At 48.2% G+C, this 12,145-nt stretch carries 9 protein-coding genes; all 9 read left to right on the top strand.

Annotation, left to right across the window (positions count from 1 at the left end; genetic code table 11):
* Window positions 1-103 precede the first annotated feature (103 nt).
* The 9 genes from L3D05_RS19030 to L3D05_RS19070 all read left to right on the top strand — a co-directional run bounded on the left by L3D05_RS19030 (window position 104) and on the right by L3D05_RS19070 (window position 12,110).
* On the top strand, window positions 104-1,927 hold the full coding sequence (locus tag L3D05_RS19030; RefSeq protein WP_239617903.1) for a cache domain-containing sensor histidine kinase: 1,824 nt from the start codon (window positions 104-106) through the stop codon (window positions 1,925-1,927).
* Window positions 1,905-3,521, top strand: coding sequence for a response regulator (locus tag L3D05_RS19035; RefSeq protein ID WP_239617904.1), 1,617 nt, complete (start codon window positions 1,905-1,907; stop codon window positions 3,519-3,521). The genes L3D05_RS19030 and L3D05_RS19035 overlap by 23 nt, the downstream gene beginning before the upstream one ends.
* A gap of 233 nt (window positions 3,522-3,754) precedes the next feature.
* Window positions 3,755-4,753 carry an ABC transporter permease gene (locus tag L3D05_RS19040; RefSeq protein ID WP_439647962.1) on the top strand — a complete coding sequence of 333 codons (999 nt, stop codon included), beginning with the start codon at window positions 3,755-3,757 and terminating at the stop codon, window positions 4,751-4,753.
* A 42-nt stretch (window positions 4,754-4,795) separates the two neighbouring features.
* Window positions 4,796-5,734 (top strand): carbohydrate ABC transporter permease, encoded by a 939-nt coding sequence (locus L3D05_RS19045; protein WP_239617906.1) that lies wholly within the window; start codon window positions 4,796-4,798, stop codon window positions 5,732-5,734.
* Between the two features lie 103 nt (window positions 5,735-5,837).
* Window positions 5,838-7,433: an ABC transporter substrate-binding protein gene (locus L3D05_RS19050; protein ID WP_239617907.1), complete on the top strand. Its 1,596-nt coding sequence runs from the start codon at window positions 5,838-5,840 to the stop codon at window positions 7,431-7,433.
* A 193-nt stretch (window positions 7,434-7,626) separates the two neighbouring features.
* Window positions 7,627-8,415, top strand: coding sequence for a sirohydrochlorin chelatase (locus L3D05_RS19055; protein WP_239617908.1), 789 nt, complete (start codon window positions 7,627-7,629; stop codon window positions 8,413-8,415).
* Between the two features lie 48 nt (window positions 8,416-8,463).
* The gene (locus L3D05_RS19060; protein WP_439647963.1) at window positions 8,464-9,402 is read left to right on the top strand and encodes a diacylglycerol kinase; all 939 of its coding nucleotides are present in this window, start codon (window positions 8,464-8,466) and stop codon (window positions 9,400-9,402) included.
* The gene (rlmD, locus tag L3D05_RS19065; RefSeq protein WP_239617910.1) at window positions 9,399-10,865 is read left to right on the top strand and encodes a 23S rRNA (uracil(1939)-C(5))-methyltransferase RlmD; all 1,467 of its coding nucleotides are present in this window, start codon (window positions 9,399-9,401) and stop codon (window positions 10,863-10,865) included. The genes L3D05_RS19060 and rlmD overlap by 4 nt, the downstream gene beginning before the upstream one ends.
* Window positions 10,866-11,147: 282 nt before the next feature.
* Entirely contained in the window at window positions 11,148-12,110 is a 963-nt protein-coding gene (locus tag L3D05_RS19070) for a helix-turn-helix transcriptional regulator (protein ID WP_239617911.1), read from the top strand.
* Window positions 12,111-12,145 lie beyond the last annotated feature (35 nt).

A 12,145-nucleotide genomic window follows, 5' to 3' on the forward strand; every position in this document is an offset into this window, starting at 1 on the left:
ATTGATGACCATCTTGTCACTTGCGAAAGTTCAAGTTGCCCACCCGCGAAAGGGTGGGTTATGCTTAAGGAAACATCTTACAGTCGTCTCCGGGGGGAAACTCATGCGTTTCTGGCAGTCCGTCCGCTTCAAGATCGTGATCGGCTTTTTCGTCATTCTTACGCCGATGGTTCTCTTCATTATCTATAATAATGTTTATGCCATGAGGGTCGTGAAAGAGCAAATTTCGTCGCATTATAATATTTTACTGTCGGAGTACGTTCGAAATAACGATAAGAGCATGCTCGAATATTACCATTATCTTATTAATCTTGAACGAGACCCCGAGATTCAGGCGATGCCGCTACTGGCGGTTGAAGATGACGAGTACACGTTCTCCAAGCTAAGGCTGCGCGAGCAGCTTGCGGTGGATTCGATTTTCTACAGCGCTCTTATTGATACGTTCTTCGTCTATCCGGATAAGTCCAAGGAATTGATGTACGCCACCCAATATGTATACAATTCGTTAGATAAGCTTGACGTGTTAACGGCTTGGGCGCAAGAGAACGTGCCTAAAGGGGTACCCGAAAACGAACGAAATTGGAGCTTAATGAGAATCTCCGGGCAAATGTTCTTAATGAAGACGCACGATCTAGGGAACGAGACGATATCAGGGGCTTTGATACAAGCGGAGACGCTGCAAAACGTGATGAATAATTTTGACGTCGGACCGGACGGATCGGTGTTCTTGCTGGATTCTCATGGGAATGCACTAGTCAAAAATGATTATGGCCCGTTGAAAGATAAAAGTTTTCTAGGGAAAATCAGCGGATTGATAGGCATGGAGAGCGGAGTGAAATACAAGGGAGAATCCTATATCGTTCTTTCGCAGCCGTCCCAATACGCCGATATCCGTTACACGTTAGTGATGAAGGAATCCTATATTCTGAAGAACCTTCCTTTCTTTCAGAAAGTATTGAATTTCTGGATCCCATTGTCCGTGGCGATAGTACTTACGCTGTACTTGCTGTTCCTCCAGAGAGTCATGTTCCAGCCATTCGTCCGATTGATCAGAGGAATGAGAAAGTTAGGGCAAGGCCAGTTCGATACACGGCTTCCGGTACTGGCGGATAGCAGCGAGTTTAACTTCGTGACCGGTACGTTCAACAAGATGGCCGAACAGATCGAAAGCTTGAAGATCGACGTATACGAGGAACAGATCAGGCTTCAACGGGCGGAATACAAGCATCTGCAAATTCAGATCAATCCGCACTTCTATATGAACAGCTTAAACATTATTTATAATTTGGCCGCGTTAAAAGATTTCAAAACCGTACAGAAGCTCAGTTTGCACTTGGCCGACTATTTCCGTTTTCTCATGTTAGGGGATCGGACGGTCGTGAGAATAGAAGACGAGTTCAGGCATATCGAGCATTACCTGGAAATCCAGAAAGTGAGATACGTCTCCAAGCTGGAGTATTCTATCGATGCTAACTCCGAATATCTCGGGTGGGAAGTGTCCCCGCTGATGCTGCAGCCTTTCGTCGAGAACTGCGTCATTCATGGCTTTAATAAACGGGTACAGGATGGGACTCCATTCCGGATCTATATTCAATGCGAGGATGATCAAGATGAGCCCGATCAATACGTGGGGCTGGTCGTACGCGACAATGGGCCAGGCTTTCCGGAGTCTATGCTACTAGAGTTGAATAGCCACACGTACATCTCGCATTCGAAAGAAAACCATCTCGGAATATGGAATATCATTCGGAGGTTCAAGATGCTCTACGGAGGCAGAGGGAGCATTCAGTTCGATAACGACCCGGCAGGCGGAGCGATCGTTAAGGTGAGATTGCCGCGCGAACGGGAGCGTTCCTTCGATTCGGAAGAGGTATACGCGGTAGCAACGAAGGAGGAGAAACTCAATGCTGACGATACTGGTCGTTGACGACGAGATTTATGCGCTCAAAGGAATTACGCAGGGGATCGACTGGAGCGACTTGCCGATCGGACAAATTCTGGAGGCGGAAAATGTCAAGGAAGCGAAGCAGCATTTTCAATCGAATAAAGTAGATCTTCTTATCTCCGATATTGAGATGCCGGGAGCGAATGGGCTGGAGCTTCTTCGCTATATTCGGGAATCAAGTCCGCAGACGCTAACGATATTTTTGACTGGCCATGCCCGCTTCGAATATGCGCAAGAAGCATTGCATATGGGCTGCTTCGACTATGTGCTTAAGCCTGTGGATCATGACGTGCTCAAGGATATCGTCAGTCGGGCGATCGTTGAGATCGATACGCGCAAGCAACAGGCCGAGTTCGAGAATTCGTTAGAAAATTACCGCAGACAATGGATGAATCAGTTACCTATCCTCGTGGACCGGTTCTGGCAGGAGCTGCTTGCCGGCCGCGTGGCCGTGAATGCGGATCGCTTAAATCGACAGTTCGAGCAGTTCGAAATCCCGCTAAACGTTGAACGGGGCCGCGTGCTCCCCATTCTGCTCAGCATCGAGCAATGGGATGTCGAATTGGATTCAAGAGACGAGAGCATTATGGAGTACGCGCTGCGCAAGGCGGCGGCGGAAATCATTCTCGGAGAGTTGCCCGGGACGGTCGTACAAGATCCTGGAGAGCTTAATTTGACCTTGCTCTATCTGGACGAGGCGGATATTCCGGATCGCAAGCAGCTGTTATCGAGGTGCAACCAATTCGTGAAAGCTTGCAATGATTACTTTCATTGCCGCGTATCCTGTTATGTGGACGTCTCCGTTCGCATCGGCGAGCTTCCCGCATCATTGGAGCGATTGATGCAGATGGAACGGTCCAACGTATCTTCCGCGCAGACGGTTGTCGATGCTTCCTCTTCGGAGGAAGGGACTGCGGGGAGCCAACATATCGTCCTTCCTTCGTTCTTGGAATGGACCATCCTGCTTGATAACGGACAGCAGGAGGAATTGATTCGCCATATTGAAACTACGGTTTCCCAGTTTCAGGCGGAATCGGTCGGTCGCGAGACGCTGGAGCTGTTCCAATACGGCTTTCTGCATATGCTCTATCAGGCCGCTTATCGTAAAGGCATCTCGATCTACGAAGCGGTGGAGATGACGGAGCTGATGGATACCCAAGCCGTCAGGTCGCCTCAATTGCTGAAGCAGTGGGCTGTCAAAATGATTCAGAAATGCTTGGAAGCCTTTCAGGATAAGCAACGCGATGCTTCGGCAATCATTGCCAAAGTACAGACTTATATTCAAGACAACTTGCAGAAGGAATTAAACCGCGACGATATCGCGCATTCCGTATTCCGTAATCCGGCCTACATTTCCCGTCTGTTCCGCAAAGAAACGGGAGTATCGTTAACCGACTACATTACGCAGACGCGGATCGAGAAAGCCAAGCGGCAGCTTGCCGAGACGAACGACAAGATCAGCAACATCGCGGAAGGGTTGAGCTACGTTCATTTCTCTTATTTTGCGAAGCTATTCAAGAAAGTGACCGGCTTGTCTCCACAGGAGTATCGCAAGAAGCATCAGGTTCTTCATTAGTTGGGCTAATAGTCCCGTGATAATAGATCTACTCACCTAAGGCATCTCTTACCGCATTCATGCGGCGGAGATGCCTTTTTTGCGCGGTTTTCGCGCGTTTAGGCGCAATATAATAACCTTTTATCAAATGTCACAATAGTGCTATGTAGGTCATCCCAGTAGATAGATAGACTTAGTCCGGCAAGATAAAATGAGAACACAGACAGAGAATGACAATAAGACAAAGGATTGTGATGGGATTGGAACAAGCCTCCGCTGCAACATTGACGCCTCAACCCGGCATGAAGGTGAAGCCGGCTAAGTTGAAACAGAATCACTTCAAACGTTTTGGTGCCTTCTACATTATGATGGCTCCAACCATTATTTTTCTACTCATTAACAACTATCTTCCGATGTTAGGATCCTTAATCGCGTTTAAGGATATCAAGTTCGCGCCGGGAGAAACGTTCTTTGAAAGCTTCTTGCATAGCGCTTGGGTCGGGTTGGATAACTTCAAATTTTTGTTCAACACTTCCGACGCATGGACGATTACTCGAAATACGGTGCTTTACAACGCGGTCTTTATTTTCTTAAATACGACAATCGGGATCGCTTTCGCGATCATGTTCAACTCCATGCGCAGCAAACGGTTAGCCAAGCTTCATCAGACGATGATGTTCTTGCCGTTCTTCCTGTCCATGGTTATCGTATCCTACCTCGTCTACGCTTTCCTGAATAACGATGTGGGCTTAATGAACAAGGTTATTTTCCCGATCTTCGGAATCGATCCGATCGAATGGTATTCGGATCCGAAATGGTGGCCGGTTATACTCCCTCTCGTAAACACTTGGAAAGGGATCGGTTATTACGCAATCATCTTCATGGCTGCTATTATCGGCATCGACGACGAGTACTACGAAGCGGCTACGATCGATGGAGCTTCGAAGTGGAAACAAATTGTTAAAATTACGCTTCCTCTGATCAAGCCCGTCATCATTGTCATGGTCATGATCCAAGTAGGAAGAATTTTCGCGGCAGACTTCGGATTGTTCTGGCAAGTCACGCGCAACTCGGGCGCTATCTATGATACGACTCGGGTAATCGACACTTACGTTTATCAAGGTTTCGTTAATGCAGGCGACATCGGAATGTCATCCGCGGCTGGCTTGTACCAATCGGTTGTCGGGTTCGTCATTGTATTCGGAGCGAACTTGATCATTCGTCGGATCAGCAAGGATGACGCGTTATTCTAGTCTTAAATGGATGTATGCCTATGGAAGCAAGGGGGAATAAGAATGGCTCAGAGTACTACTGCTAACGTTTCAGGCGGAAAGCTCGTAAAGCAAGTGTCGGGCGGTGCCAATTTTACGATTAATACGATCTTCTGGATATATACCTTCTTGTGCGTGTTTCCTCTCATTATTGTCGTGATCGCGTCGTTCACGGACGAGAATTCGATTCTCGTAAACGGGTATAGCCTTTGGCCCGAGAAGTGGAGCTTTGGAGCTTACGAGTTTCTGCTCAAAGATTGGCAAGCTATCGTTAAATCTTACGGGTACTCGATTATTATTACTTTGTGCGGAACGGTAGTCGGGGTATCGTTAATGGCCTTATATGCCTACCCGATCTCTAGAAGAGACTATCCATTACGTAACTTCTTCTCGTTCTTCATGTTCTTCACGATTTTGTTCAGCGGCGGATTGGTGCCTTTCTACTTGGTTTACACTCAGGGCATGCACTTGCAGAACACGTTAATCGTATTGATGATGCCATTGTTCATCAGCGGGTTTTTCGTCCTCCTGATCCGTACGTTCTTCGCGAATTCGATTCCGAAAGAGCTGTTCGAATCCGCTAAAATAGATGGTGCAGGAGAATGGCGCATCTTCCTCCAGATCGTGTTGCCGTTATCGTTGCCGGTACTTGCGACCGTAGGTTTGTTCACGACTTTGAATTACTGGAACGATTGGTTCCTGAGCATGTTGTTCATTAACAATAATGAATCCGTCGTCAGCATCCAGTTCCGTATGTACAAAACGATGCTCGACATTCAATATTTAAGCGCCAATACGGCTGCATACTCCGCAAGGGCAGCTAGCGATCCGAACTTCACTATGCCGGGTGAAACAGCACGTATGGCAATGGCGGTCGTAGGGATCGGCCCTGTCATCTTCGCTTATCCGTTCTTCCAACGATATTTCGTCGAAGGATTGACAGTAGGCGCGGTTAAGGGCTAACTTAATGGCATGACGAGGGACATCCCTCGAACTAAGCTCGGCTTTCACCGGTTACCGGCCGGTTAAGCATACATTTTTCAAATAAGAAAAGGGAGGCAACACAATGCTTAGAAAGAGTAAATTAGGCAAATCTTGGACGCTGATGCTTGCTACAGTACTGACGCTATCGATCGTACTTGCAGGTTGCGGCGGCAACAAAAACAACAACGAATCTTCTTCATCTCCTACGACTTCAGCTAAAGCGTCCGAACCATCCGCACCTGCCGAGTCTTCGGCTGCAGCTTCCGAAACTCCGAAAGCTTCCGATTTGCCTGAATATGAAATCTCGCTCTACTTCCCTGGTACTCCTCCGAAAGACGAGAAGGAGATCGAAGCTAAAATCAATGAACATATTAAACCTCTTATCAACGCAACCGTTGATATCCGCATGATCGATTGGGGTCAATACGATCAGAAGATGACATTGTCCGTATCCGGACGCGAAGCTATGGACATCATCTTCACGGCTGCTTGGAATGGCCATGCTACTAACGTAGCTAAAGGCGCATACCTTCCATTGAACGAGCCAGGCGGCTTGCTCGAAACTTACGGCCAAGGCATTAAAAGCGTAGTATCCGATGCGATCTTGGGCGGCGCTCAAATCAAAGGCAAAAACTACGGCGTACCTGCATTAAAAGAAATGGCTGAAGAAGGCGGCATACTTTACCGTTCCGATATCGCCGACGAGCTTGGCTTAACTGAAAAAATCGAAGCGGCTAAAACGCCTGCTGACCTGGTTCCGATCCTTGAAGAAGTAAAAGCGAAAAAACCTCAATTGATTCCTCTTCACCTGAAAGACGGAGAAAACTTCAACTCTCACTATTTCGCAAAATATGACTACCTCGGCGATACGAAACTAGAAGGCGCAGTCATGAAAACAGGCACGGATACGAAAGTCGTTCCTGCTATGGAATTGCCGATCTACAAAGAAACTTTGGCTGTCACTCGCGAATTGTTCACTAAGAAATTAGTAAACCAAGATGCAGCGACTTCCCAACTGTCTCCGCAAGACGCATTGAAAAAAGGCAACGTATTCATGGTCGTATCCCCGCTTAAACCAGGTAAAGACGCTGAAATGGCTGCTTCCACTGGCTTGATCGGTAAATTGAAACAACACGGTATGACGGCTATCACAACGTCTACTGGCGAAACTACAGGTTCGATGCTTGCGATCTCTTCCACTTCGAAAGATCCGGCTCGCGCTATGATGTTCATCAACTTGCTCTATACGGACAAAGAATTGAACAACTTGATCAACTTCGGCGTTGAAGGCGAGCACTACATCCGTAACGGAGAAATTATCTCTGACGGTCCTAAAAAAGCAGATTACAGTATCGGCGCTGCATGGATGCTCGGTAACCAATTCCTGAACTATGTTTGGGATACAGAGTCCCCAGACAAATGGGCTCAATTCAAAGCATTCAACGAAAGCACAGTTAACTCTCCTGCACTCGGCTTCACTTTCGACTCCGAGCCAGTGAAAGCGCAAGTAACGGCATTGAAAAACGTTCAAACCGAATTCGCTCCAGGTCTTGATACTGGCGCAGTAGATCCTTCTAAAGCTGATGCTTACCTCGCTAAGCTGAAAAAGAACGGTCTGGACCAAGTTATTGCCGAGAAACAAAAACAATTGGATGAGTTCTTAGCTTCCAAAAAATAAGAAGCTTCCAACCAGGTCAACCTTCGGGTTGCGGAAGGAATCGTCATTCACCGCCAAGCGCCAGTTGCTTGGCGGTTTTCTTGATTAAAGGCGATTCATGTACAAGTTGCAGTCAGCGTTGACATTGGCTTAACGATTCGCTAGCATGAATAAGAAGGTTGAACAGTTGGGAAAGAAAGGGGTTAGCTCTTTCATGAAACCAGGCTTGCTGGTGATCAGTCACGGATCGAAGGATGCAGGCTGGGTGGCTCTGGTCGACGAGGCGGTCGAAGAGGCGCGAGCTCGATTGGGAGACGCACTTGCGATTGAAGCCGTGTTCCTCGAACTAGTGGAAGGGCGACTCATTCAGGATGGTATCGATCGAATGTTAGCGTCAGGCGTGACTCATGTGCTAGCGTTGCCATTATTCGTATCCGCGGGTAGCACTCATGTGGATGAGATCGGCTGGGCGCTCGGAGCCTATCCAGAGCCGAAGACGGACACGGATCTCGAACGTTATTTTACTTCCTCGTTACAGTTGACTTACGGTAAACCGATGGATGACGATCCGGAGCTCGTGGATATCGTGTTGGATAGACTTAAGGAAATGTCCATTCAACCGCCACGGGAGAGCATACTTCTGGTCGGTCACGGAAGCGAAATCGAAGGTTTCCAAGAGGCTTGGGAGCGAGGGCTTAACTCGATTGCCGAGCAGGTGTTGACGCAAGGCGGTTATCGGTCGTGTTCAACGGCGCTGCTGTTGCCCGATCAGGTGGTTGAGCGCTTAGATTCGCTTCAGATCAGCCATCCGGATGATGAAGTATTAGTCGTAGGCTTGTTTCTGAGCGAAGGATATTTCACTAAGGAAGTCGTCCCTGGCAGATTAATGAGCTCTGAACGTGCTTTGGGATATCGTTATACGGGCCATTCTTTAATGCCGCATCCTAAAGTGATAAGCTGGATCGTTCGGCAGGTGCGGGAATGGCAAGAAGGATGGAACTAAAGGTTGGCTATGAACGAGAGATGAAGAGGGGATCCTGTTTTGGATACGATTCGTGCCCGGTTAATCTATAATCCGACTTCCGGCCGGGAGGAAGTTAAGCGTAAGCTAGCTGCTATTTTGCAACGTTTGGAACGCGGGGGAATCGAAACCTCTTGCCATGCAACGGAATCGAAAGGCGATGCCATTAAAGCTGCCTCTAACGCGGTAGAGCGCGGGTTCGACATGATCATCTCTGCAGGGGGAGATGGCACCCTGAATGAAGTCGTGAATGGAATATCGAATTACGAGAAGAGACCTGCGTTAGGTATTTTGCCGTTAGGAACGACAAATGACTTCGCGCGCGCGCACGGGATTCCCCGCAAATGGGAGAATGCTTGCGATTTGTTGACCCGTCGCTATACGACTCCGGTTGACGTAGGGCAGGCGAACGGACGTTATTTCATTAATATAGCCGGAGGCGGTTCGCTGACGGAGCTAACTTATGAAGTTCCTAGCAAGTTGAAGACGATGGTCGGACAGCTTGCTTATTATATGAAGGGTTTGGAGAAAATCACTCGGTTGAACCCGACTCTTATGCGCATCGAAGCGGAAGGGATAGGGGAATTCCACGAGGAGTTCATGCTGTTCCTGATCGCGAATAGCAATTCGGTAGGCGGTTTCGACCGTCTTGCTCCCGATGCGAGTACGAATGACGGCGTATTCGACGTGCTTGCCTTGCGGAAGTGCAACCTCGCGGAGTTTCTGCGAATCGCAACGTTGGTCATGCGAGGGGAGCCGGTATTAAATGACTCCCACTTTATTCATTTCAGGACCAATAAAATTATCGTGGAATCGGATCAACGCGTGCAATTGAATGTGGACGGCGAGTTCGGCGGCACGCTTCCTTGCACGTTTAATTTACTACCGGCTCATCTTAACGTTGTCGTGGACGAGCACGGAGTGTCCTCCTATCGGAAGAACGGACCAGGGCGGGCCTTGCAGCTATGAGCGGACGGAGCGGGAATAGGAAACCGGGAAACCGTTCGGGCAGAGTATCGAGCGGCGGAGCGCCTCAGGCAATTAACGGAGTGCCAGTCGTTGTCGGTCAGCGGATCGAATGCCATATCGTCGGATTAACGCATGATGGAGAAGGGGTTGGCCGCTTTGAGGGCTATACCCTTTTTGTTCGTGATGCGCTTCCGGGCGAACGGGTACAGGCTGAAGTCGTGAGCATCGGCAAGTCTTTCGGTAAGGCTCGGATGACGGAGTTGCTGGAAAGCGGTACGGGTAGTCGCGTAGCCCCGCCGTGTCCGATCTACGACACCTGCGGCGGATGTCAGTTGCAGCACATGGCGTATGCGGAGCAGCTTCGTTGGAAAAGGCAGCATGTGGTGGACAATCTTGTTCGGATTGGAAAGCTAAAGGTTGCTGATGACGGAGGCTCCGTTATCGTTCACCCGACGATCGGAATGGATGACCCGTGGCGCTATCGCAATAAGGCTCAAGTACCGATCGGGCACGGAGTTGGCGGCTTGATCGGAGGGTTCTACGAGCAAGGAAGCAATGACATCGTAGAGATGGATGCTTGCCTTATTCAAGAAGTAGAGAATGAGGAAACCGTTCGCGCCGTTAAGGAAGCAGCGAGGCTATTGGATATTCCGGCTTACAATCGTGTCACCGGTCGCGGCTTGCTTCGACACGTCGTCGTGCGCCATGCTCGTACGACTGGGCAACGTATGATCGTTCTCGTAACGAATGGTCGGGATATCCCGCACGCTCAGGAGCTAGTCGGCCTTATTCGCGAGAAGATCGCGGGCGTCGTGAGCGTGTGCCAGAACGTGAATACGTTGGTGACGCCGGTTGTGTTCGGGGAAGAGACCCGAGTGCTGTGGGGAGAAGAGGTTATCTATGACGAGATCGATGGCATTCAATTCGCGATCTCTCCGCGATCGTTCTTCCAGGTGAACCCGGAGCAAACGGTGCGACTGTATGGCAAAGCGGTCGAGTATGCGGCATTAACGGGCGATGAAACGGTCATCGACGCTTACTGCGGCGCGGGAACGATCTCCTTATTCCTCGCTCGCCATGCCGACCGCGTATATGGAGTGGAGATTATTCCCGAGGCGATCGAGGATGCTCGCCGTAATGCTCGAATTAATGGCATACAGAATGCCGAGTTCGCCGTCGGTCCGGCGGAAGTGGTCATGCCCCGCTGGCAATCCGAGGGTATCGTGCCTGATGTCATCGTCGTCGATCCTCCTCGCAAGGGCTGTGATCCAATTCTTATCTCGACGATGCTTGAGCTCCGGCCTTCGCGCATCGTCTATGTATCGTGCAATCCTTCGACATTGGCGAGAGATCTCAGGCTGCTCGAAGATGGGGGATATCGGACGGTGGAGGTTCAGCCGGTGGATATGTTCCCTCATACGGGGCATGTTGAGTGTTGCTCACTGTTGGTTAGGAAAAACTAATAGTTGAGATGTATTGGCGGAAATAAGTAAAGAGGGGCGGTGAACCCCTCTTTTTATTATATATTTGCTTTTCGGAATTCTGTGATTATGACACTAATGCTCTCCGTTAATTGAATAAGTATTTGGAAGGGAAGTAATGCTGCGTGAGGATTGCAAGGCTGAAAGATTGATGAATAAAGGGATGCAGGCGATTCGCAAAGCAAATAATTTAGTGCGATCCTTGAGAAGATAAAAAGATATTTATAAAATATTGAGGTTTAAGAAAAGATGAGGGTACATGTTATGCCAAAAAACGATAATATGCTTGCAATTCTATGGATGTTGAATTCGGGCGTAAAAATGACTGCAAAACAAATATCCGAAAAGTTAGAAATAAATGTAAGGACAGTTTATCGGTATATTGATGCACTATGTGCCAGTGGAGTGCCTATAATATCCGACACAGGCCATAATGGCGGGTATAGCTTGCTGAATAATTTTATCAGAGCACCTCTGCTATTTGATATTGAAGAAAAAAAGGCACTCCTTCATGCTGCTGTTTTTGCAAAAGAAGCCGGATACCCTTTGAGTGAGGCATTAGGCAATGCGACATCAAAATTGAAAATGTATTCGAATCAGGAGCAGGAAAGTATACTTAGCCATCATTTAGCCGGATTTGAAGTTATAAACCGCATGGGAGACCCTTCTCTTCAGCCGGTATTGGCGGAATTGGAGAAGGCTGTAGCAAACGAATTTTCTGTAGAAATTGATTATCGCACAGGCCGTGAAGTACGACACATGAATAGGGTGATAGACCCCTATGGAATGGTTTATTGGAACAATAAATGGTACACAGTTGCATTTTGCCACCTAAGGAATGAGATTCGCAGCTTTCGGGCAGAACGGATTCTACAAATCAAGCGTACTCAAATCATATTTAAACGTTCCGAAGCTTTTTCGGCCCGTGAATTTTTTATGCAAAATCTGTTACCTGATTTAGTGGGCAAGGACGGGTTAATTTCTTTAATTATCGGAGGCAGGTCAGAGGCATTGGATGACTTATGCCTGCATTGGTTTTTGGGGCATCATCTGAAAGAGCGGACATCAAATCAAGCAATCTTTTTACTTGAGGAAGAAACAATTCATACATATGTCCCTTATTTTCTCCTATCCTACGGGAAATCCATTCAAGTAATCGAACCACAGAGTTTGAAGGAAAAACTTGTTGCTGTTGCGTCGGAGTTAATGGAATATTATCAACTTTAATAGCTTCACTGACAGCAGATGTCAGTGAAGCTATT

The organism is Cohnella mopanensis (assembly GCF_022352055.1).
In the GTDB taxonomy this organism is placed as follows: Bacteria; Bacillota; Bacilli; order Paenibacillales; family Paenibacillaceae; genus Cohnella; species Cohnella mopanensis.